Source organism: Dactylosporangium sp. NPDC000521, from assembly GCF_042898305.1.
Lineage (GTDB): Bacteria > Actinomycetota > Actinomycetes > Mycobacteriales > Micromonosporaceae > Dactylosporangium.
In genome coordinates, this window is sequence record NZ_JBIAYW010000003.1 from 593,648 (window position 1) to 616,197 (window position 22,550).

General features: G+C 72.4%; 17 protein-coding genes and 1 riboswitch. Of the genes, 11 read left to right on the plus strand and 6 right to left on the minus strand.

Features of this window, described 5'->3' with window-relative positions; all coding sequences use genetic code 11:
* Positions 1-72 precede the first annotated feature (72 nt).
* The 3 genes from ACFY3L_RS12915 to ACFY3L_RS12925 all read left to right on the plus strand — a co-directional run bounded on the left by ACFY3L_RS12915 (position 73) and on the right by ACFY3L_RS12925 (position 6,294).
* Entirely contained in the window at positions 73-1,044 is a 972-nt protein-coding gene (locus ACFY3L_RS12915) for an FAD-dependent oxidoreductase (RefSeq protein WP_389322173.1), read from the plus strand.
* A complete protein-coding gene (locus tag ACFY3L_RS12920; protein WP_389322175.1) occupies positions 1,041-5,456 on the plus strand; it encodes a HEAT repeat domain-containing protein in 4,416 nt (1,471 codons plus the stop codon). The genes ACFY3L_RS12915 and ACFY3L_RS12920 overlap by 4 nt, the downstream gene beginning before the upstream one ends.
* A 91-nt stretch (positions 5,457-5,547) precedes the next feature.
* Positions 5,548-6,294, plus strand: coding sequence for an SCO2525 family SAM-dependent methyltransferase (locus ACFY3L_RS12925; RefSeq protein WP_389322176.1), 747 nt, complete (start codon positions 5,548-5,550; stop codon positions 6,292-6,294).
* 34 nt (positions 6,295-6,328) lie between these two features.
* On the opposite strand, the gene ACFY3L_RS12930 is transcribed toward ACFY3L_RS12925, so the two are convergent.
* The 3 genes from ACFY3L_RS12930 to ACFY3L_RS12940 all read right to left on the minus strand — a co-directional run bounded on the left by ACFY3L_RS12930 (position 6,329) and on the right by ACFY3L_RS12940 (position 9,850).
* Entirely contained in the window at positions 6,329-7,642 is a 1,314-nt protein-coding gene (locus ACFY3L_RS12930; protein WP_389322178.1) for an MFS transporter, read from the minus strand.
* Positions 7,642-8,316 carry an aspartate/glutamate racemase family protein gene (locus tag ACFY3L_RS12935; RefSeq protein ID WP_389322180.1) on the minus strand — a complete coding sequence of 225 codons (675 nt, stop codon included), beginning with the start codon at positions 8,314-8,316 and terminating at the stop codon, positions 7,642-7,644. Before ACFY3L_RS12935 ends, ACFY3L_RS12930 begins: the two co-directional genes overlap by 1 nt.
* Positions 8,317-8,395: 79 nt before the next feature.
* On the minus strand, positions 8,396-9,850 hold the full coding sequence (locus tag ACFY3L_RS12940; RefSeq protein ID WP_389322182.1) for a glycine hydroxymethyltransferase: 1,455 nt from the start codon (positions 9,848-9,850) through the stop codon (positions 8,396-8,398).
* A 123-nt stretch (positions 9,851-9,973) separates the two neighbouring features.
* Positions 9,974-10,056, plus strand: a riboswitch (S-adenosyl-L-homocysteine riboswitch).
* Positions 10,057-10,077: 21 nt separating this feature from the next.
* Between ACFY3L_RS12940 and metH the strand changes: the two genes are divergently transcribed.
* Entirely contained in the window at positions 10,078-13,761 is a 3,684-nt protein-coding gene (gene metH, locus ACFY3L_RS12945) for a methionine synthase (RefSeq protein WP_389322184.1), read from the plus strand.
* 184 nt (positions 13,762-13,945) lie between these two features.
* On the opposite strand, the gene ACFY3L_RS12950 is transcribed toward metH, so the two are convergent.
* From ACFY3L_RS12950 to ACFY3L_RS12960, 3 genes are all read right to left on the minus strand, one after another.
* Positions 13,946-15,070, minus strand: a complete 1,125-nt coding sequence (locus tag ACFY3L_RS12950) for an alanine--tRNA ligase-related protein (RefSeq protein WP_389322186.1) — start codon at positions 15,068-15,070, stop codon at positions 13,946-13,948.
* A 193-nt stretch (positions 15,071-15,263) separates the two neighbouring features.
* Positions 15,264-15,686 (minus strand): hypothetical protein, encoded by a 423-nt coding sequence (locus ACFY3L_RS12955; protein ID WP_389322188.1) that lies wholly within the window; start codon positions 15,684-15,686, stop codon positions 15,264-15,266.
* 88 nt (positions 15,687-15,774) lie between these two features.
* Entirely contained in the window at positions 15,775-16,071 is a 297-nt protein-coding gene (locus ACFY3L_RS12960) for a DUF1232 domain-containing protein (protein ID WP_389322190.1), read from the minus strand.
* A gap of 30 nt (positions 16,072-16,101) precedes the next feature.
* Here ACFY3L_RS12960 and ACFY3L_RS12965 point away from each other — a divergent pair, with 30 nt between their 5' ends.
* From ACFY3L_RS12965 to ACFY3L_RS12995, 7 genes are all read left to right on the plus strand, one after another.
* Complete coding sequence (locus ACFY3L_RS12965; protein ID WP_389322192.1) at positions 16,102-17,214, plus strand: damage-control phosphatase ARMT1 family protein; 1,113 nt, start codon at positions 16,102-16,104, stop codon at positions 17,212-17,214.
* A gap of 300 nt (positions 17,215-17,514) precedes the next feature.
* Entirely contained in the window at positions 17,515-19,284 is a 1,770-nt protein-coding gene (locus tag ACFY3L_RS12970) for a peroxidase family protein (protein WP_389322194.1), read from the plus strand.
* The gene (locus ACFY3L_RS12975; protein WP_389322196.1) at positions 19,244-19,480 is read left to right on the plus strand and encodes a peroxidase family protein; all 237 of its coding nucleotides are present in this window, start codon (positions 19,244-19,246) and stop codon (positions 19,478-19,480) included. The genes ACFY3L_RS12970 and ACFY3L_RS12975 overlap by 41 nt, the downstream gene beginning before the upstream one ends.
* A 54-nt stretch (positions 19,481-19,534) precedes the next feature.
* Entirely contained in the window at positions 19,535-20,023 is a 489-nt protein-coding gene (locus tag ACFY3L_RS12980) for a hypothetical protein (protein WP_389322198.1), read from the plus strand.
* A 9-nt stretch (positions 20,024-20,032) separates the two neighbouring features.
* Positions 20,033-20,734, plus strand: coding sequence for a hypothetical protein (locus ACFY3L_RS12985; protein WP_389322200.1), 702 nt, complete (start codon positions 20,033-20,035; stop codon positions 20,732-20,734).
* A 61-nt stretch (positions 20,735-20,795) separates the two neighbouring features.
* A complete protein-coding gene (locus ACFY3L_RS12990; RefSeq protein ID WP_389322202.1) occupies positions 20,796-21,692 on the plus strand; it encodes a hypothetical protein in 897 nt (298 codons plus the stop codon).
* Between the two features lie 20 nt (positions 21,693-21,712).
* A partial coding sequence (locus ACFY3L_RS12995) for a hypothetical protein (RefSeq protein WP_389322204.1) occupies positions 21,713-22,550 on the plus strand: 838 nt, incomplete at its 3' end.

The window sequence follows — 22,550 nt, forward strand, 5'->3', positions numbered from 1 at the left end:
ACATCGTGCGGATATCTCGTTTTTCCCAGCTCTGATCATGGTCGTCTATCTCTTGGGCCTTATTCTCAACGGGTGACCGGTTCAGGGGCGGACGTCGTGGTGGTCGGGGCGGGCGTCACGGGACTGACCACCGCCGTTCTGCTGGCGGAGCGTGGAATGTCCGTCGTCATCGTGAGCCGGGACCATCCCTCACGGACGACGTCGTGCGCGGCGGGCGCGTTATGGGGTCCGCATCTGGTGGAGCACGAATGCGTGGAGCGGTGGGGAAAGCACACATTGGAGATGCTCACCTCCCTCGCCACTGAACCGGCCACGGGCGTGGAGCTGATGGACGGCGTCGAGGCGTGCAGGACGCCGCAGGCGCCGAGCCCCTATCTCGCGTGGCTGCCCGGCGTCCGGACGTGCGGGCCGGAGGACCTGCGCCCCGGATTCACCATGGGCTGGCGGTACCGCATCCCCGTCGTCGACATGCCGGTCTACCTGGCCTATCTCTTCGGCCGGCTGCAGCGGGCGGGCGGGGTCTTCTGGCTGCGTGACGTGCCGGCCCTCGAGAACCTCGGCGACGAGGCCGGCATCGTGGTGAACTGCACCGGGCACGGCGCCGGGCGCCTCACGGCGGACGACGAGCTCACCGGCGCGCGCGGCGAGGTGGTGATCGTGGACAATCCCGGACTGGACGAGTTCTTCATCGAGGTCGACAGCGAAGACCCCGATCTGACCTATTTCGTGCCGCAAGGTGACCATGTCGTGCTCGGCGGCACCGCATATCCCGGACGGGCCGACACCGAGCCGGATCCGCGGGCGGCGCGGGAGATCGTGCGTCGCTGCGCGAAGGTGGAGCCGCGGCTCGCCGGCGCCGTGATCCGCGAGGTGCGGGTCGGCGTCCGGCCTTTCCGCAGGCAGGTACGATTGGAGCATGTCAATCTTGGGCGCTGCCACGTCGTGCACAATTACGGGCACGGTGGCGGAGGCGTGAGTCTTTCGTGGGGTTGCGCCCTGGAAACGGTAGAGTTGGTGACGGCGCTGGAGTCGTCAGCACGGTGACCGACGTCTATGTGTCTTCCAGCTTCGTCGACCTGAAGGCGCATCGCCAGGCGGTGCTCACGGTCCTGCGCGGCCTGCGACTCGTGCCGCACGCGATGGAGGACTACGTCGCCGCCGACGAGACCTCCCTCGACTACTGCCTCCGCGACGTCGAGAAGTGTCAGATCTTCATCGGCATCTACGCCTGGCGGTACGGCGCGGAGGTGCCCTCGCACAACGCGTCGATCACCGAGCTGGAGTACCGCCACGCGGTCACGCTCGGCATCCCGCGGCTGATCTTCCTGCTGGATCCGGCGCACCCCTGGCCGCCGACCGTCATGGACGAGGGCCGCCCCCGCGAGCGGATCAACGCGCTGCGCGCCGAGCTGGCCGGCCCGGACGGCCGGCTGTGCAGCATGTTCACCACCCCCGACGACCTCGCCGCGAAGGTCGGCACCGCGGTCACCAACGAGCTGGCCCAGCTGCGGGCCGGCACGGCCAGGAGCGACGCGCCGGACCACATCGCGCAGTACCGGGCCAGGGTCCGCGACCAGCGGCGCCGGCTCGACCTGAGCGCCCTCGCGCTGCCCGACCACCCCGACGACATCGAGGTCACCGTCGCCGACGTGTTCGTGGAGCAGTTCGTCCGGGAGGATCCACCGCCACCGGTGGAGCTGCCGCGCGACTGGCTGCGCCGGATGCAGACCGAAGGGCAGATCAACCCCGGCGAGCTGCCCGAGCACATCGACGCCAGCGAGGCCGACCACCTCCGCGAGCTCTACCTCGCCAAGCCGTGGCAGCGGCTGTTCGACGTCCTGTCCGACAGCGAGCACCGCAAGGTCGTGCTCCTCGGCGACCCCGGGTCCGGCAAGTCGACCGTGACCAACTACCTGATGCTCGTGCTCAGCCGCGCCCGGCGCGACGAGCGGCTGTCCGCGCTCACCGACGTGCTGCCGTTCGTCGTCGAGCTGCGCTCGTACAGCGCGATGCTGGTCAGCGGCGAGTGCGAGAGCTTCGTGGACTACCTCGCGCACCAGGCCGCCCGCGACGGGCTCGGGCTGCCCGAGGCGGTGCTGCGGCAGTACCTCGCCGACAACGGCCGGGCGCTGTTCATCTTCGACGGGCTCGACGAGATCTTCGACCGCAACCAGCGCACCGCCGTGACCGCACGGATCGCCGCCTTCGTCAACGAGTTCCCCTCGGTGCGGGTCCTCGTCACGTCGCGCATCATCGGCTACGTCCGCAAGGCGCTGACCGACGCGGGCTTCGCCCACTTCACCCTGCAGGACCTCGGCGACGAGCAGATCCAGGAGTTCCTCGGCCGCTGGTACCGCCACACGATGTCCGACGACGAGAGCGCCGGCGTCCGGCGCCTGCGGCTGCTGGAGACGCTGCGGCTCACCTCGGCGATCCGGGAGCTGGCCGGCAACCCGCTGCTGCTGACCATCCTGGCGATCATCAGCCGGCACAAGGCGCTGCCCCGCGAGCGGTGGAACCTCTACAACCACGCCGCCGGCGTGCTCGTCGACCGGTGGGACGTCAACCGGCAGCTCGGCCAGGGCGACACGGCCGCGACTCCGGGCACCGCGCCCGGCAACCGGGTCGACGTCAACGCCGACGAGAAGAAGGCGATGCTGCGCCGCCTGGCGTGGGAGATGCAGTTCGACAGCACCACCGCCGTCAACTACATCCACGGCGACGCGCTGCGGGCCGTCTTCGTGCGGCACCTCGTCGAGCGGTTCGGCCTCGACCGGGCGGACGCCAGCGCCGCCGCCGACCGCATCATCGACCGCCTCCACGTGCGCAACTTCATCCTCAGCCGCTCCGGCCCCGACCTGTACGGCTTCGCGCACCGAACGTTCCTCGACTTCTTCTGCGCCGCGGAGATCCGCCACCGGTTCAAGACCGGGCTGCTCACGTTCGACGACGTCGCGGACCTGTTCCGCCGGCACTGGCCGGACACGTCCTGGCACGAGGTGCTCAGGCTGGTCGCGAGCGTGCTGCCCGAGGCCGGCGTCGAGCGGATCGTCGACATGCTCGTCAACGACGCCGGCACGCAGTGGCCGCCGCAGGAGTTCCCCAACCCGCCCTGGAACATCGCACTGGCCGTGCAGTGCCTGGCCGAGCTGCGCAACCGCGCCGCGGTCGAGCAGGCGGCGCTCGACCGGGTCATCCTGCTGCTGGAGCACTGCGTGTCGATCAACGACCGCGACACCGCCCAGCTCATCGAGGACGCGATCCTGCCCGCCGCGCGCACCATCGGCCCCGACTGGCCCGGCCGGCTGAGCTTCTTCACCTGGTACCGCAACCGCGGCTCCCACCTGCTGTGCAGCCCCGTCACCGAGTACGCGGCCCGGATCGCGGCGATCCTCGCCGAGCCCGAGGACGACGTCGAGCGGCTGTTCACCGAGGAGCTCGACCCGGTCCGCGACAGCCGCGCGTCGCACGCGGCCGTCGCCGGCCTCGCCGAGCTCGCCCGCCGCTGCCGGCTGCCGGAGCGGGTCAACGCGTCCTACCCCGAGGCCGGGCGGGTCCGCGGGATGCTGATCGACCGGGCCCGCTCCGGGCCGTACGGCCAGGTGCGCGTCGCCGCGGTCCAGGCGCTCGGGGAGCACTTCGGCGACGACCCCGCCGCGGTCGCCGCGCTCAACCAGCTGGCCCGCAACGACCGCTCCGGCGGGATCCGCACGGCCGCGATCCGCGCGCTGCGCCCCGCCTGCGCCACCGACCCGGAGACCCTGCGGACCGTCATGGCGTGCGCCGGCGACGACCACGTCCCGGCCCGGCAGGCGGCCGTGGAGCTCGTCGGCTGGCGCTGCGGCACCAGCGACGACCTGGTCGCCACGCTGCGGCGGCGGCTGCGGGTCGACACCGACCCGCAGGTCGTCAAGCTGGCCGCGCAGGCGCTCGTCGAGCACCACCACGCGGGCGACCTGGTGCGGGACGACGTCGTGCAGCGGCTGGTGGCCGGCGCCGGGCCCGCGGTCCGGCGGGCCGCGGTCGAGGTCCTCGCCGAGTGCGCGGGCACGCGCGAGATCCTGCTCGGCTACGTCCGCACCGACCCGGACGCCGGCGTCTTCCGCGCCGCCGCCGAAGCGCTCTCCGACGACCTCCTCGCCACGGACCGCGGCGCCGGCGATCCGGAGGCGGCCGCTCAGGTCCGCGACGCGACGCTGGCGCGGCTGCGCGCCCGCGACAACCCCGACCCCGCGGTGCGCCTCGCCGCCGCGGAGATCCTCGGCGCCCGGTTCATCGGCGAGGAGGTCGTCGCCGGGGCGCTCCGCGACGAGATGAGCGACACGGTCCCCGCCGTCCGGGTCGCCGCCGCGCACGCCCTCGCCGGGATCGCCTCGACCGACGGCAAGGTCGCCATCGCCATGCAGCGCAAGCTCAACGACCCGGAGGCGGAGGTCCGCCGGATCGCGGTCGGCGTCCTGCTGCACCGCATCGCCCTCGACGCGGACCTGCGCACCAAACTGACCGAGCGGGCCCGGTTCGACCCGGATGCCGGTGTACGGCTGGCGATCGTCACCGCCCTCGGCCGGCGCTGGTCGCTCGGGCCGCAGGCCCGCAGGCTGATCGTCGAGCGGGTCGCCGACGACCACAGCGAGCTGGTCCGCCGGGCGGCGGCGGAGATCCTCGCCGCGCACCTCGACGACCCGGACGCCCGCGACGCGCTCGGCGACCGGATCCGCGCCGACCTCGACAGCGACGTGGTGCGGATCGCGGCCGAGGCGATGAGCGCCTATCCGGGCGCCGGCCAGCGGGTCGCCCGGATCCTCGTGAAGCGCACCGGCGACCGCAACGCCAACGCGAAGCTGCGCCGCACGGCGGTGGAGCTGCTCGGCGCCCGGTTCGGCGACCGCGACGACACGCGGGCCGCGCTGCTGGAGCGGATCGCGACCGACTCCGACGCCGACGTGATCGAGGCCGCCGCCGAGAGCCTGCTGCGCCTCGCCGGCGGCGGCCCCGCGCTCGAGGCGCAGGTCCGGGACCGGCTGCTGGTCCGGCTCGACGACGCCGCACCGGTCAACGGCGGCGCCGCGCGGGTCCTCGGGCGGCTCCTCGGCGCCGAACCGGACCTGCCCGCACAGCTCATCGCGCTGTCCGCGGCCCACCCCGCCGACACCGAGCTGTGCCGGGTGGTCGGCGCCGTCCTGGCCGAGCTGCCCGAGATGAGCCCGCAGATCCGCGCCTGGTTCGTCGAGCACCTGGACGACCCCGACTGGACCGTCAAAGAGCGGTCCGTCCGTGCTCTCGGCTACCGTTTCGGCGCGCAGGCGGAGACCCGGGCGCTGCTCGACCGGCACGCCCGGCATCACCCCGACGGAGCGTTTCGCGAGGTCATCGGGCAGGTCCTGACCGGCCTGCCGGGGATCTCACCTCACGACCTCCCACCGATTCCGCTCCGCCGTACGGATGAGCGGCAGTAGCGTTGGCGATGATTGCTTGAGCGCGTGTGACACGCTATACCTGCTAGGTGTCCCCGCGGCTCGCCGTTCGCCATCCGGAGGTTTTCGAACAATGAACGGCGCTGTCCTCGAGTGGGTCCGCAACGGCCAGACCGACTGGCGGGCCTTCGACGCGGTGGAGTACCGCAACCAGCACTACAAGTTCGTCCGCATCGACGACCGCGAGATCATGGGCATCACCCGCGACTTCTTCGCGCGGGCCGGGGTCAGCGGCGGCCGGGCGCTCGATCTCGGCACCGGCACCAACCTGTACCCGGCGTTCTCGATGATGCCGTTCAGCCGGTCGCTCACCCTGCGGGAGTACTCCCCGGCCAACCTCGCGTGGCTCACCGAGCAGCAGCGCACCGGCCTCGACCACGGCTGGGACGCCTTCTGGGACGTGTTCCTGGAGTCTCCGGCGTACCGGCGGACCGACCCGCGCGCGAAGTTCGCCGCCGCGAAGGTCCAGCCCGGCAGCGTCTTCACCCTGCCGCGCCACCGCTTCGACCTCGGCACAATGTTCTTCGTCGCCTGCTCGATCTCCTCCGACCCCGCCGAGTTCGAGCTCGCGATCCAGCGCTTCATCGGCGCGCTGCGGCCCGACGCCCCGTTCGTCGCCGCGTTCATGAAGCGCTCGTCCGGCTACCAGGTCGCCGATCACCGGTTCCCCGCCGTGCCGGTCGACGAGGACGACGTCGCCCGGTGCCTGTCGCCGCTGACGGCCTCCCTGCGCGTCATCCCCGTCGAGTCGGACATGCCGCACGCCGACGGGATGATCGTCGCCACCGGCCGCACCAGGCCCACCAGGCGTCGCGACTGAACCATCCGTCGCCAGGCCGGCGCGGTGCGGCGGCTCATCGCCCCGCGGGGGCGCCGGCGGTGACGGGCACGGCTGCCGCGCCGGCGGCCGGGCGGGTGGGGCCGATGCGGAGGGCGACCAGGAGCGCGGCGGCCAGGTAGGTGCCCGTGGCGATGAGCATGGCGGTGGAGAAGGCGCCGACGGTGCCCAGGACCGCGACGCCGAGGGCGCTGCCCACCTGGCGCATGGTGTTGAGCAGGCCGCTGGCCACGCCCGCGTGGCCGTCGGGCGCGGCCTGCAGGGTCAGGGACGTGGCGGCGGTCATGGCGGTGTCGATGCCGAAGCCGACGACGAAGAGCGCGGCGAGCACCACCGGCAGCGGGCCGGCGGCGCACACCGCCAGGGCGGCGAACCCGGCCGCGCCGGTGAGGAGGCCGGCCAGCATCGTCGCGCGGGGACCGTAGCGGTGCCCGGCCCAGCCGCCGAACGGGGAGCCGACCACGGCGCCGGCCGCCTGCACGGCCAGGGCGACACCCGTGAGCAGCGGCGACAGGTGGCGGTGCTGCTGCAGGTACAGGGTGACCAGGAAGAACTGTCCGTAGAAGGCGAAGTTCAGGGCGAACCCCGTGATCACCGTGGCACGCAGCGCGCGGTGGCGCAGCAGGTCGGGCCGGAGCATCGGGGCCGGGTGCCGGCGCTGGAGCAGCACGAACAGGCCCAGCACGAGCACGCCGGCGGCGACCAGCGGCGGGTCGGCGGCGATGCAGCCGGCGACCAGCAGCGCGAGGCCGCAGGTCGACGTGACCAGGCCGGGGACGTCGACCCGCGAGCCGGCCTGGCGCGGCGGGTCGACCAGGCTGCGGCTGATGCAGAGCACGAGCACGGCGAAGGGCACGTTGAGCAGGAACAGCGCGGGCCAGCCGGCGACGGCGAGCAGCGCGCCGCCGAGCAGGGGGCCGGCCGCGGCCGCGACGCCGGCGAGGCCGCCCCACAGGCCGATGACACGGGCCTGCCGCGCCGGCTCGGGATAGGTGGACCGGATGAGCGCGAGGGAGCTGGGCATGAGGACGGCCGCGCCGACGCCCTGGACCACCCGGCCGGCGATCAGCCAGGCACCGCCGGTGGTGCAGGCGCACATGACGGAGCCGAGCGCGAAGATCGCCATGCCGCCGTGGTACGAGCGGCGCGCCCCGAACCGGTCGGCGAACGACCCGCCGGCGAGGACGAGCGCGGCGAAGACGACCGTGTAGGCGTCGACGACCCACTGCAGGGTCGCGGTGCCGCCGCCGATGGAGGGCAGCGCGACGGTCACGATCGTGCTGTCGAGCATGACCAGGAAGAACCCGAGGCAGACCGCGAGCGCCCGCATCAGACGGTCAGCGCGTCGGCGCAGGCGGAGACGAGGCAGCTGAGGCTGTCCACGACCGGCGTGACGCGGGACAGGTCGTCGCGCAGGACGGTCAGGTCGGTGCAGCCGAGCAGCACCCCGTCGGTGCCGGCGACGTGGCCGGCCGCGAGCGCCGCGTGCACGGCCGCGGCGTCGACCGCCCCGCCCACGCACCGCGTGACGAGCGACACCACCTGCGCCTGGTCGGCGGGGCGCAGGATCTCGATGCCGCGCAGGCGGGCCGCCGCGTAGGCCTCGTGGTCGACGCTGGTGCCGGTGGCGAGCAGCACGAGCCGGCGCAGCCCGCGGGCGGCGGCCGCGTCGATGGTCTCGTTGACCATGTCGACGAGCTTCAGGTGCCGCCCGGCGAGCAGCGGGCGCAGCTGGCGGTGGAAGGTGTTGCAGGGCATCGCCACGAGGTCGCAGCCGGCCCGCTCGAGCGTGTCGAGAGCCGTGGTGAGCAGCGCGTCGATCTCCGCGGTCTCCGCCGCGGTGAGCGTGCCGGCCAGGACCGCACCGACCAGCCGCCCCGACAGCGGCTGGCTGTGGATGAGCAGGTCGGGCGAGGCCCCGGTGCGGGCCTGCACCTCGGCGACGAGCAACCGGTAGAACTCGATCGTGGCGACCGGACCGACGCCACCGATGACACCAAGCACGAACCCCACCCCCGTGGCGGCAACCATACCCGCCGGTCGATGTCCGGTGGGGGCACGGCTGCCGCCACAGGGCCTGGGATCAGCGCAGGGTGATCTCCGGGTACAGCGGGAACCCGGCGAGCAGCTCGGACGCCTGGCCGGACACCTTGGCCGCGATCGACTCGTCGAGGGTGTACTTCGCCTTCGAGTCCGCCGCCGGACGGGTGCTGCTCAGCACGGTGGCGATGAGCTCGGCGATCGTGTCCATCTCGGCGACGCCGAGGCCGCGCGTGGTGAGCGCCGGGGTGCCGATGCGCACGCCGGAGGTGTACCAGGCGCCGTTGGGGTCCTGGGGGATCGCGTTGCGGTTGGTGACGATGCCGGCGTCCAGCAGCGCCGCCTCCGCCTGCCGGCCGGTGAGGCCCGTCGGCGCGCCACTCCCCTCGGCATCATCGCGCTGGGCCACGTCGATGAGCACCAGGTGGTTCTCGGTGCCGCCGGTGACGAGGCGGACGCCGCGGCGCTGCAGGCCCTCGGCGAGGGCGGCGGCGTTGTCGACGACCCGCTGCGCGTAGTCACGGAACGACTGGGTGCGGGCCTCTGCGAGCGCGACGGCCTTGGCGGCCATGACGTGCGGCAGCGGGCCGCCGAGGACCATCGGGCAGCCGCGGTCGACCTGGTCGGCGAGCTCCGCCTGGCACAGGACCATGCCGCCGCGCGGGCCGCGCAGCGTCTTGTGGGTCGTGGTGGTGACGATGTGGGCGTGCGGCACCGGGTCGAAGTCGCCGGTGAAGACCTTCCCGGCGACGAGCCCGGCGAAGTGCGCCATGTCGACCATGAGGGTGGCGCCGACCTCGTCCGCGATCTCGCGGAGGGTCGCGAAGTTCACCTTCCGGGGGTACGCCGAATAGCCACCGACGATGATCATCGGGCGGAACTCGCGGGCGGTCTCCCGCAGCGCGTCGTAGTCCAGCAGGCCCGTCTCCGGGTTGGTGCCGTAGCTGCGCTGGTGGAACATCTTGCCGGAGATGTTGGGCCGGAAGCCGTGGGTCAGGTGACCACCGGCGTCCAGGGACATGCCGAGCATCCGCTGGTCGCCGAAGTCGTGCCGCAGCTGCGCCCAGTCACTCTCGGTGAGGTCGTTGACCTGGCGGACGGACTTCTCGCGCAGGAACGGCGCCTCGACCTTCTGCGCCAGGACCGCCCAGAAGGCGACGAGGTTCGCGTCGATCCCAGAATGTGGTTGGACGTAGGCGTGTGACGCGCCGAACAGTTCGCGGGCGTGCTCGGCGGCGATCGACTCGACGGTGTCGACCTGCTGGCAGCCGGCGTAGAAGCGGCGGCCGACAGTGCCTTCGGCGTACTTGTCGCTGAGCCAGTTGCCCATCGCCAGCAGCGTCGCGGGCGATGCGTAGTTCTCACTGGCGATGAGCTTGAGCGACTCGCGCTGGGCGGTCAGCTCCCCGGCGATGGCGTCCGCGATCCGCGGCTCGACGGCCCGCACCACGTCGAGGGCGGCGTTGACCGCGATCGATTCCGAACTTTGCGCGCTCATGACGGGACTCCTGATCAGATCGGATCGTCAGCCACATCGGGACGGCCGACGGGGGCAGGTCCAAGCTCAATCCAAGCTCGACTGCGTGACGGCGAACCACGGTAACAGGCTAGAATCTGGGGTCGGGGCGAGAGGCGCTGCAACGGATCATCGACGATCCGCCACGCTCGACCTGGAATCACTGTCTGCAAGGGCGCCTTCCGTCTGACTAACGGAAGGTGGATCCAATGCCGGGTACCAGGTCGATCGCAGATCTGCGCAGGCTCCTCGACGAGCGGGTGGTCGTGCTCGACGGCGCATGGGGCACCATGCTGCAGGCCGCCGGTCTCACGCCCGCCGACTACCGCGCGGACCTGATCGCCCCGGATCACCCGAAGGACGTCACGGGCGACCCGGACCTGCTGATCCTGACCCGCCCCGACGTGATCCTCGACGTCCACCGGCAGTATCTGGCCGCCGGCGCAGACATCACCACCACCAACACCTTCACCGCCACCAGCATCGCCCAGGCCGACTACGGCCTGGAGTCGCTGGTCCGCGAGATGAACGTGCAGGGCGCCCGGCTGGCGCGCCAGGCGGCGGACGAGTTCTCCACGCCGGACCGGCCGCGGTTCGTCGCCGGGTCGGTCGGCCCGCTGAACGTCACGCTGTCGCTGTCGCCGAAGGTCGAGGACCCGTCCTACCGGGCAGTGACGTTCGACACGGTCCGCGCCACGTACGCGGAGCAGATCAGCGCGCTCGCCGAGGGCGGCGTGGACCTGCTGCTCATCGAGACCATCTTCGACACGCTCAACGTGAAGGCGGCCGTCGCCGCGGCCCGCGACGTCGCACCCCACCTGCCGCTGTGGATCTCGGTCACGATCGTCGACCTGAGCGGCCGGACGCTGTCCGGGCAGACCGTCGAGGCGTTCTGGCGCTCCGTCGAGCACGCCGACCCGCTCATCGTCGGCGTCAACTGCTCGCTCGGCGCGACGGAGATGCGCTCGCACGTCGCCGACCTGGCCCGCCTCGCCGGCACGTACGTCGCGGCGCACCCCAACGCGGGCCTGCCCAACGCGTTCGGCGGCTACGACCAGACCCCCGAGGAGACCGGGAGCCTGCTCGCCGGCTTCGTGTCCGACAAGCTCGTCAACGTCGTGGGCGGCTGCTGCGGCACGTCCCCCGCCCACATCGGCAAGATCGCTGAGGCGGTCCGGGGGATGGCGCCGCGGGAGGTCCCGAAGCTCGCCCCGGCGACCCGGTTCAGCGGCCTGGAGCCGTTCGAGATCGGTCCCGACACCGGCTTCGTCATGATCGGTGAGCGGACCAACGTCACCGGTTCGAAGCGCTTCCGCCGGCTCATCGAGTCCGACGACCACCAGGGCGCGGTCGACGTCGCCCTGGAGCAGGTCCGCGGCGGCGCCAACCTCCTCGACGTCAACATGGACGCCGACCTGCTCGACAGCGAGCAGGCGATGACCACGTTCCTGAACCTCATCGCCACCGAGCCCGAGGTCGCCCGCATCCCGATCATGATCGACAGCTCGCGCTGGAGCGTGCTCGAGGCCGGCCTGAAGTGCGTGCAGGGCAAGGGCGTCGTCAACTCGATCAGCCTCAAGGAGGGCGAGGAGCCGTTCCTGGAGCAGGCGCGGATCATCCGCTCCTACGGCGCCGGCGTGGTCGTGATGGCGTTCGACGAGCTCGGCCAGGCGGACACCACCGAGCGCAAGGTCGAGATCTGCGGCCGGGCCTACGACCTGCTGGTACAGAAGGCGGGCTTCGCGCCCGAGGACATCATCTTCGACCCGAACGTGCTCGCCGTCGCCACCGGCATCGCCGAGCACAACGGCTACGCGAAGGCCTTCATCGACGCGCTGCCGCTGATCAAGCAGCGCTGCCCCGGCGCCCGCACCAGCGGCGGCATCTCCAACCTGTCGTTCTCCTTCCGCGGCAACGACGTCGTGCGCGAGGCGATGCACTCGGCGTTCCTGCTGCACGCGGTGCGGGCCGGCCTCGACATGGGCATCGTCAACGCCGGCCAGCTCGCCGTCTACGCCGACATCCCCGCCGACCTCCTCGAGCTCGTCGAGGACGTCCTGTTCGACCGGCGCGAGGACGCCACCGACCGGCTCGTCACGTTCGCCGGCACGGTCAGCGGCCCCGGCACCTCCCGGGTCGTCGACCTGTCGTGGCGCGAGGCCCCGGTCAACGAGCGGCTGTCGCACGCGCTCGTGCACGGCATCGTCGACTTCATCGAGGAGGACACCGAGGAGGCGCGGCTCGTCGCCAAGCGCCCCCTGGAGGTCATCGAGGGCCCGCTGATGGACGGCATGAAGGTCGTCGGCGACCTCTTCGGCAGCGGCAAGATGTTCCTGCCGCAGGTGGTGAAGAGCGCCCGCGTGATGAAGCGCTCGGTCGCCTACCTCGAGCCGTTCATGGAGGCCGAGAAGGAGGCCGCCCGCGCGGCTGCGCTCGCCGAGGGCGGCGCTTCCGAGGGCGGCGCTGTGCGTTCCCAGGGCCGCAGCGGTCAGGGCAAGGTCGTCATGGCGACCGTCAAGGGCGACGTCCACGACATCGGCAAGAACATCGTCGGCGTCGTCCTCGGCTGCAACAACTACGAGGTCATCGACCTCGGCGTCATGGTCCCGGCGGCGAAGATCCTGGACACCGCGGTCGCGGAGGGCGCCGACGCGATCGGCCTGTCCGGCCTGATCACGCCGTCGCTGGACGAGATGGTCGCCGTCGCCGCCGAGATGCAGCGCCGCGGCCTGAAGCTGCCCCTGCTCATCGGCGGCGCCACCACGTCGCGGCAGCACACGGCGGTCCGGGTGGCTCCGGCGTACGACGGCAACACCGTCCACGTGCAGGACGCCTCGCGGGTAGTCGGGGTCGTTGCCGGCCTGCTGGACCCGGACCGGGTCGAGCGGCTCACCGCCGACAACCGCGAGGAGCAGGAGCGCCTGCGCCGCCAGCACGCCGAGCGCCGCCACACCGCGCTGCTCACCCTGGCGCAGGCCCGGGCCAACGCCTCGGACGTGTCGTTCGACGCCCTTCCCACGCCGGACTTCACGGGTGTACGGGTGGTCGAGCCGCCCCTGCAGGTGCTCCGCGAGATGATCGACTGGCAGTTCTTCTTCCTCGCGTGGGAGCTGAAGGGCAAGTACCCCGCGATCCTGGAGCAGCCGGTCGCCGCCGAGCTCTTCGCCGAGGGCAACACCCTGCTCGACGAGATCATCGCCAACGGCTCGCTGTCCGCCCGCGGCGCCTACGGCTTCTGGCCGGCGGCAGCCGTCGGCGACGACATCGTCCTGGACAACGGCGTCACCTTCCCGATGCTGCGCCAGCAGACGGAGAAGCCCGACGGCCGGGAGAACCGCTGCCTCGCCGACTACATCGCCCCGGCCACGGCCTCGGTCGCGTTCCCCGACCACCTGGGCGGCTTCGCCGTCGCCATCCACGGCGCCGAGGAGCTCGCCGCCCGCTACGAGGCAGACAACGACGACTACCGCGCCATCCTGGTGAAGGCCCTCGCCGACCGCCTCGCCGAGGCCTTCGCCGAGTGGATCCACCTGGAGGCCCGCCGCGCCTGGTTCGAGCCCGACGCCCAGCCCGTCCTGGAGGACCTGCACGCCGAGCGCTTCCGCGGCATCCGCCCCGCCCTCGGCTACCCGGCCAGCCCCGACCACTCCCTCAAGCAGGCCCTGTTCGACCTTCTCGAGGCGGGCAAGCTGGGCCTGGCCCTGACGGAGTCGTTCGCGATGACCCCGGCCGCCGCGGTCAGCGGCCTGATCTTCGCCCACCCCGACTCCCGCTACTTCACCGTCGGACGGGTCGGCCGCGACCAGATCGAGGACTACGCCACCCGCCGCGGCCTCCCGGTCGAAGAAGTCGAGCGCTGGCTGCGCCCCAACCTCGCCTACGAACCCTCCTGACCCACCCTCCGGCAGGGCCGCCCTCCCGGCGTCCCTGCCGGCACCGGTGGGGCCACCCTCTGCGCGGCGGGGGCGGGCGGCGGCGCGGGCACGCTCCACTGCTCCGCCGCCCTGACCCTCGCCGTTCCGGACAGCACGCTGCCGGGCACGTACGCCGCGGCGCTGACCCTGACGCTCGCCTGAACTACGCCGCCGTCAGGACCTCCTCGACCAGGTCGCGGGGGATGCCGTGGGTGTCGTGCAGGTAGTGGAAGTCGTCGTCGGTGAGGGGGCCGCGCAGCAGGAGCCGCTCGACCAGCGGGCGTCCGCGACGCAGGAGCGCCTGGAAGCGGCGCTCCTCGTACACCAGGACATCCTGGACATAGAGCGGATCCACCCGCAGGGAGAACTGCGCCACCGTCTCGCCGAGGGGTTCAACGGGCAGGTCGCCGAGGGTGCGGGTGGGGTCGTCGCGCCAGAGCTCGGTGAGCGTGCGGCGGATGAGGCGGCGCAGGACGTAGCCGCGGCCGGTGTTCGACGGGTGGACGCCGTCGCCGATGACCACGACGGAGGACCGGAGGTGGTCGCTGACGAGCCTGGACGAGGTCCACCGTCGCCAGGGCTCGAAGACGTCGGTGTCGAAGACCGACGACCGGCCCTGCAGGACCATGGACATGCGCTCCAGGCCCATGCCGGTGTCGACGCAGGGCTGCTCCAGCGGGCTCAGGCTGCCGTCGGGGTGGCGGCGGTGGCGCATCATCACGTGGTTCCACACCTCGACCCAGTTGTCGTCGGTGGATGGTGTACCGGTGGGCGGGTCGTCACCGGTCCAGACGAAGATCTCGGAGTCGGGGCCGCAGGGGCCGGTGGGGCCGTTCGACCACCAGTTGTCCTCGCCGAGGCGCTCCGCCGGCACGCCGAGCCGCTGCCAGGTGTCCAGGGAGCCGGGGTCTTCCTCGTACACCGTGACGTGCAGCCGCTCGACCGGCACCTGGAACCCGTCGCGGAGCAGCTCGAAACCCCAGCGCAGGCTCTGGTCGCCGCCGTAGTCGCCCATCGACCAGGAGCCCAGCATCTGGAACACCGTGAGATGGGTGTCGTCGCCGACCTCGTCGAGGTCCGTGGTGCGCAGGCATCGCTGCACCCCGGTGAGGCGGCGGCCGAGCGGATGCGGTCTCCCCTCGATGTACGGCGTGAGCGGGTGCATGCCCGCGCTCGTGAACAGGACCGGGTCGCCCTGCGGTGGGATGAGCGTCGCGTCGCCGAGGAACTCGTGGCCGCGCTCGCGGTAGAAGTCGAGGAACGTGCTGACGATCTGACGGGTGTCCATGGGTGTGGCCCTTCGGGGATGGACCGGAGGACGGGACCCGGCAGCGCACACAGAACAGCCGGCGAACCGTTTCCGGTCGCCGGCTGAACTGGAGGAAGATCAGGCAGCAGCGTCCGGCGAGCGGTGAGCTCGCGCGGCCGCGGCAACGAAACGCCTGATACGCATACGGCGAGTGTACCGCAGCGGCCGTTCCTCAAAAGCGCTCCTTGCAGCGCCTCTTGCAGCGCTCCTTGCAGCGCCTCTTGCGGCGCTCCTTGCAGCGCCTCTTGCAGCTCTCCTTGCGGCGCTCCTTGCAGCGCCTCTTGTTGGCCGGCATGCCGGCGGGGCTGAAGCAGTAGACGCGGAAGAACTGGCCGTTGGCGGAGGACTGCCAGCTGACGACCTTGCAGCGGGCGCCGGCGGCGGCGTTGACGGCGGTCGCCTGCACGTCGCCCGCCTGGGGCCCGGCGGTGCCGAGGCCGGGCAGCGCGACGGAGTACAGGCCGGCGCCGGCGTTGGTGACGGTGTTGGCGGCGCCGGTCGAGTTGTACTGGGTGATGGTCCCGCCGGCGCTGTTCGCGTCCGCGTAGCCGAAGCGGTCGGCCGCGAAGACGCCGGAGCTGCGGGCGAACTGCACCGAGAAGCCGGGCTGCGAGTCGAGGATCCCGCCGGGGCGGTAGCAGCTGACCTTGACGAGCTCGTCCGGGCCGGGGCGATTGCCGGTGTCAGCGGACCTTCTGCTGCGGGCGCTCCCGGTGCTTGGCCGCCAGGCGGGTCAGGTAGATCAGGGCCGCACCCAGCACGCCGACGTCGTCGAGGTAGATCGGGTCGGGCAGCAGGTCGACCGGGGACACGGTGTAGATGAGCGCGCCCCAGAACGCGAACTTGCCGCCGGCGCCCATCGCCTGCAGGTACTTCCCGGTCTTCCAGACGCGGGTGGCGAGGACGATCGCGGCGACCAGCATGGCGACCAGCAGCAGCGCGCCGACCGCGATGAGGCCGTAGAACACGGTGTCGTCCATGGGCATGAGTCTACGGGCGATACTCGCACCATGCCCGTCACGCCATCTCGGATCACCGGGGCCGACCCCGGGTCGTTCGCCGCCGCCGTCCTGCGGGACCGCCATCCGGCCATCGTGGCCAGGGTCCTCGCGGACTTCCCCTTCGCGGCACCGGTCCGGGACGCGCTTGCAAGGATCTTGCAGGACCCCACGGTGACCCCGCTGCCGCGCGACGCCCACGACTGCGAGGACTGGGACCGGTGGGGCGAGCCGCACTTCGGGCGGTCGGTGTTCGAGGTGCCGTTCCTGTGGGCGGAGAACTACTTCTACCGGCGGCTGCTGTACGCGACGGGCTACCACGAGCCGGGGCCGTGGCAGGGGATCGACCCGTTCGGGCCGCAGAAGGCGGCGGATCTGCCGGGCTCCTCGGAACTCGCGGCGCTCGACGCGCTGCAGGCCCTGCCGGAGGATGAGCAGGCCGCGGCGCTGGTGGCGGCGGCGCTGTGGGGAAACCGGGCGGATCTGGGGTTTCAGCTCGCGCACGGACTCGCCGACGTGCAGACCGAGCTCGTCGTGGACGACACCGAGCGGCTCTGGAAGCGGCTCGCAAGTGGCGGCACCGTCTGCGTGGTCGCCGACAACGCGGGCCGGGAGCTGCTGCCGGACCTGGTGCTCATCGACTTCCTGCTGCGCACCGGCCGGGCCGCCCGGGTCGAGCTGCACGTCAAGCCCGCGCCGTACTTCGTCTCCGACGCGCTCACCGCGGACGTCCTGGCGGAGCTGCGGCGCTTCGGCGACGGCAGCGAGATCGGGGGGCGGCTGTGGGCGGCGCTGCGGGCCGGGAGCCTGGAGCTCGTCACCGACCCGTTCTACTGCGCGCCGCTGGAGTTTCCGGCGATGCCGACCGGCCTCGCCGCCCGCTTCGGGGCGGCGACGCTGACCATCCTCAAAGGGGATCTGAACTACCGGCGCCTGGTGGGGGATCGCGACTGGGCACCGGAGACGTCGTTCTCGGGTCTTACCGCATACTTTCCCGGGCCGGTCGCGGCCCTGCGAACGGTGAAGTCGGACGTGGTCGCCGGGTTGGCCGAGGGCGTCGAGGCGAAGCTGCCCGCGTCATGGCGCACCAGCGGCAGTTTTGCCATGGTCCAAGTGCGCGGCTGAAACCTCGGCGGCCGCGTCGGTGGCGGTGGTGGTCGTCGTGGTGAAGGTCGGTCCGGCCCACATGCGCTTCGTCGTCATGCTGAGCACTCTGCCGGGCCGCACTTGGCGGCCACTTGCGGTCGGCTTGCGAAGCCCCTCAAGGATGGTGGCGGTCACGCATCGATGCCGTTCGTGGCACCGGCAGATCCGACATGTCGGGCACTGCAAGCTTAAGCGAGACTTGAAGACCAATTCATTGACGCTCCTGTACGGGCGGCGCAGCATTGCCATCGGCGAGGCGGTCGCACCTGTGGAGGAGTCATGGGTCATCGCATCGGCAAGTTCGTCCCGTTCTCCGTGCAACTTGTAGCACTCGCGGTGGTGGCTGCCGGGGGCACGGCCGTCGCGCTCGCCGCCGACGTCTCGCCCGAATTCCTCGGCCGGCACCGTCCGCCGGGGCGTGGCGGGGGCGTCGACCTGGAGGGGCAGAGCCTCGACGGGTCCGGCAACAACCGCGCCCACCCCCGTTGGGGCAGCGCCGGGCAGCCGTACAGCAGGGTCGCGCCGGCACGGTACGCCGACGGCCGGTCCGCGATGGTGCAGGGCCCGGACGTGCGCTGGGTCAGCAGCCGCGTCTTCAACGACGCGAACCAGAACATCTTCTCCGACCGCCGCGTCAGCCAGTGGGGCTTCGTCTGGGGCCAGTTCGTCGACCACACCATCGGCCTGCGGGAGGAGGGCACCACCGAGAAGGCCGACATCGCGTTCAACGCCGCCGACCCCCTCGAGTCGTTCACCAACACGCTCGGTGACATCCCGTTCACCCGCTCCAGGCCCGCCCCCGGCAACGGGCCGCGGCAGCAGACGAACCTGGTCAGCTCCTACGTCGACGCCTGGGCGGTGTACGGCGGCACCCGTGAACGCCTCGAATGGCTGCGGGAGGGCCCGGTCGACGGCGACCTGACGAACAACGGCCCGCACCTGCTGCTGCAGGACGGCTACCTGCCGCGCCGCGACAGCCGCGGCGATCCCGGCAGCGCGCCGGAGATGGCGGTCGACGGGATGCTGCTGGGCCGCCCCGGCCGGGCGGTCGTGGCCGGTGACCAGCGGGCCAACGAGAACATCGGGCTCACCGCCGTCCAGACGCTGTTCGCCCGCGAGCACAACCGGATCGTCGACCTGCTGCCCGCGTCGCTCAGCGCCGAGCAGCGCTTCCAGATCGCCCGCCGGGTCGTCATCGCGGAGCAGCAGTTCATCACCTACGAGCAGTTCCTGCCCGCGCTCGGCGTCACCCTGCCGAGGTACCGCGGCTACCGGCCGGACGTCGACGCGTCGCTGTCCAACGAGTTCGCGACCGTCGGGTACCGCGCCCACAGCATGATCCACGGAGAGCTGGAGCTCTCGTCGGCCGCGGACCGCTACAGCACCGCCGTGCTGGACCAGCTGCGCCGCGGCGGCGTGGAGATCGAGACCGGCGGCGAGGACGTCGAGCTGGCCGTCCCGCTCAACGTCGCCTACTTCAACCCCGACCTCGTCCCGGCGCTGCAGCTCGGGCCGCTGCTGCGGGGCATCGGCTCCGAGGCCGAATACCGCAACGACGAGCAGATCGACAACCAGCTGCGCAGCGTCCTGTTCCAGGTCCCGGTCGCCGGCAACCCGCGGTGCCTGGACGGCCCGGCCCTCCCGCAGTGCTTCCGCGGCGTCGTCGACCTCGGCGCCATCGACGTGCAGCGCGGCCGCGACCACGGCATCCCCGGGTACAACCAGCTGCGCCGCGCGTACGGGCTGCCGGCCCGCCGCACGTTCCGGGCGATCACCGGCGAGGCGACCGAGGAGTGGCCGCGCGACCCGCGGCTGGCCGCCGGCAAGGAGGCCGACGACCCGTCGGCGCTGGACTTCGTCGCCCTGTTCGACGCCGCCGGCAAGCGTGTCGACCCCGCGTCGGAGGAGGCGGCGACCTCCGTCACCCGCGGCGTGCGACGCACCGCCCTCGCGGCCCCGGCTCAAGGCGGTGTACGGCTCCGTCGACCGGGTCGACGCGTTCGTCGGGATGGTGGCCGAGCCGCACGTGCGCGGCACCGAGTTCGGTGAGCTGCAGCTGGCGATCTGGAGCCGCCAGTTCCAGGCCCTGCGCGACGGCGACCGGTTCTTCTACCGCACCGATCCCGGACTGGAGATGATCAGGAGGGTGTACGGGGTGGACTTCCGCCGCTCCCTGGGTGACATCATCGCCCTGAACACCGACATCGCGCGATCCGACCTGGCGCCGGACGTGTTTCTGGTCTGACGCATTCCTGGTTTTGTCCTGGTTTTGTTCTGTGGGCCTGGGTAGGACCGCGAAATGCAACCTGAAGCCGACGAGTCGGTGCCGGAGCTGGCGCCTCAGCCTGACGACGAGCCGCCGGCGCCCGCGCCACCCTCCTCCTCGACCGGGCAGACCTCCTCCCCGTCCGGGCCGACCAGCGGTGCGGCCGGGCAGATCAGCAGTTCCGCCGCGCCGGCCGGTGGGCAGATCAACGGCGCGCCGTTCCGCGCGAACACCGGCGGCACGCCAGCCGCGGCCCTGGCGAACCTGTGGAACGACGGCGACCGGCAGCGCATCCGCGGCAAGTGGCAGGAGCTGCAGGCCAAGTTCCTCGACGACCCGCATCTGGTCGCCGCGGAGGCCGAACGGCTCGTCCAGGAGGCGGTCACCTCCCTGACCGCCTCCCTCGACGCCCGGCGCAGCCAGCTGCATCAGCAGCGGGCCGCCCGCGGCCTCGACACCGAGAACCTGCGCGCCTCGCTGCGCGACTACCGCGAGTTCCTCGACCGCATCCTCGGCCTCTAGGGGGTCCACATGAACTCGACGACGATCACGATCGGCCTGGTCGTGCTGGCCCTGGCGGTCGGCGGCTGGATCCTGCTGCGCGGCGGCAAGGAGGAGGAAGAGGAGGAGACGGCGACCACGTCCGGCCCGCCCACCCCCCGCCCGCCCGCGGCCGCGACACCCGGAGCTGCGACACCCGGAGCCGCGGTGCCCGGAGCCGCGGTGCCCGGCGCCGGCATGCCCGCAGCGGGCATGCCCGGCGCGGTGGCGCCCGGCGCCGCGATGCCCGGGATGGCCATGCCCGGTGCCATGCCCGGCATGCCCTCCCCGAACGGCAGCGGCATGCCCGTCAACGGCGCGCAGATGCCCGCGTACGGGGCCGCCTACGGCGCCGCGGCCGGCGTCCCCTCGATGCCGGCGCCGATGTCCTCCGTGCCGGCGCCCGGCACCTACTACTCGTCCTCGTCGTCTTCGCTGACGTCGGAGGGTCACGCGTACGAGGTCCGGACCCGCTGGCAGGAGCTGCAGCTGCGGTTCGTCGACGACCCGCAGACCGCGGCGGGCGAGGCCGAGCGCCTCGTCGACGACGCCCTCGCCGGGGTGACCGCGTCGCTGAACGCCCGCAAGGACCAGCTCAGCACCTGGCGCGCCAGCGGCCGGGACGACACTGAGCAGCTGCGGGCGGCGGTCCACGGGTACCGCGACTTCCTGACCCACCTCGTCGGGTCGTAGTTACCGGTTTCGTTTGATGCGCCCTGTCTGGCGGGCATACCTCCTGTGAAGGAGGACCGCCATGACAACCACCCAAATTCTCATCACGATCGTCGTGCTCCTCGTGATCGCGGCGATCGGTTACGGCATCTGGTTCGTCACCCGGCGGCGGGCGCTGCAGCACCGGTTCGGCCCCGAGTACGACCGGGCCGTCGCCGAGGGTGACAGCCGCGCCGCCGCCGAACGGGAGCTCCGCGAGCGGGAGCGCCGCCACGCCGAGCTGGAGCTGCGCGAGCTCACCCCCGAGGCGCGCACCAGGTACACCACCGCGTGGACCGAGATCCAGTCCCGCTTCCTCGACGACCCCACCGGCGCCGTCCGCGACGCCGACGCCCTCGTCACCGAGCTCGTCGCCGAGCGCGGCTACCCGACCGGCGAGTACGAGGAGCAGGTCGCCCACCTCTCCGTCGAGCACGCGCGCACCCTCGGCCACTACCGCGACGCACACGAGATCAGCGAGCTCAGCGACCGCGGCGAGGCCACCACCGAGCAACTGCGCCAGGCCGTTGTCCACTACCGCACCCTCTTCTCGGACCTGCTCGGCGTCGACGCCACCCCCGGCGCCACCTCGGGTGCCGCCTCCTCCGACGCCGCTGCCTCGGGCGCCACCACCTCCGGTGACGTCCGCGCCGACGCCGCCCGTGCCGACGGTGTCCGTGCTGACGGCGCCCGTGCGGACGGTGCCCGCATCGACGGTGCCCGTGCCGACGCCGCCCGTGCCGACGCCGCCCGTGCGGACGATGCCGGCATCGACGCCGCCCGTGCTGACGGTGCCCGTGCTGACGGTGCCCGTGCTGACGGTGCCCGTGCCGACCACTTCCGTGCCGACGCGGCGGACGCTGCCGCTGTCCGTGACACCGACGTGCCCGCGCAGCGTGACCGCGAGGGCGCCCCCCACGACACCAGCCGCCGGTCGTAGGGCCGGGAAAGGAACCCCCGATGCAGGATCAACGCGGCAACCTCGACGAGACGCACGTGCCCGGCCCCCGCCACCCCTCCGACGACGACGTGGCCGTGGGCACCGCCCACACCGACCACGAGACCAGCGACGCCCACGACACCGACGCCCGCGACGACGAGCGGCAGGGCGAGACGTACCCGGCGGGGACGTACGCGTCCGGCTCCGCCCTGACCGACACCGACCACGACGGCATCGCCGACCGCGACGATGTCGAGGTCGTCGACCACGATCAGGCCCTGGAAGAGGAGCGCGCCGACGAGCGCTCGGACGACGCCCGGGCCTACGGCGGCTCTGACGACCGGACCGGCGACCGCGTTGACGACGAGCGCTCGGATGCGACCCGGGTCGACGGTGGCTCCGCCGGCTGGACCGGCGACCGCTCCGACGGCCAGGCTGACGGCGGCTCTGACGACCGGACCGGCGATCGGGGCGATGACTGGGCCGGCGGGGGGATGGACACCGGCGACACCGCCCGTGACGAGACGGCCGAGGAGATCGCGGCCCGTGACGAGGACGAGGCCAGGGGCGACGCCGACTTCGTCCCCGCGGACATCGAGTCGCGCGCCGACGAGCGCGACGAGGAGCAGGCCGCCGCCGCGGAGGACGCCGAGGACCGTGCGTGGGCCGCGGAGCACGCGACCCAGCTGCGGGCCGGTTCCCTGCCGGAGGACCAGCCGGACACCCACACCGCCGACCACACCGCCGACCACTCCGCCGACCGCACCGCTGTCCTGGCGGACGACCGCACCGACGACGACGCTTCCACCGACGCGCGCTTCGACAACGACGCGTCCGCCGCCGACGCGTCCACCGACG